The 239-nt window shown below is 31.4% G+C and carries 1 pseudogene; it reads right to left on the bottom strand.

Annotation, left to right across the window (positions count from 1 at the left end):
• Window positions 1–239: pseudogene (locus AAEY79_RS16275) on the bottom strand (hypothetical protein); the annotation flags it as partial.

The raw sequence follows: 239 nt of genomic DNA, 5'->3' as shown, positions 1-239 counted from the left end.
GTCCTAAAATACTAGCAATAAAGTTAGGAATAAACAGAATAGGATTAGAGAAATCCAATCCCAATGTCGACCCCGCTTCATTTTCTTCAAAACCTGCACGATATTCAGTGAGATTATCGAATATACCGATATAATTAGCAAAAAACAATGTTATTAAATATGAAAAAGATAAAAGTATTAATCGCTTTTTAGTGAACCGAATATTCCACAATAGCAATGCACCAATAAAAGCTATACCA

It is taken from the genome of Psychrobacter sp. GW64-MNA-CIBAN-0177, from assembly GCF_040309585.1.
Classification (GTDB): domain Bacteria; phylum Pseudomonadota; class Gammaproteobacteria; order Pseudomonadales; family Moraxellaceae; genus Psychrobacter; species Psychrobacter okhotskensis.
The sequence above is the reverse complement of the archived record's forward strand: the minus strand, read 5'-3'. Positions and strand labels throughout refer to the sequence as shown.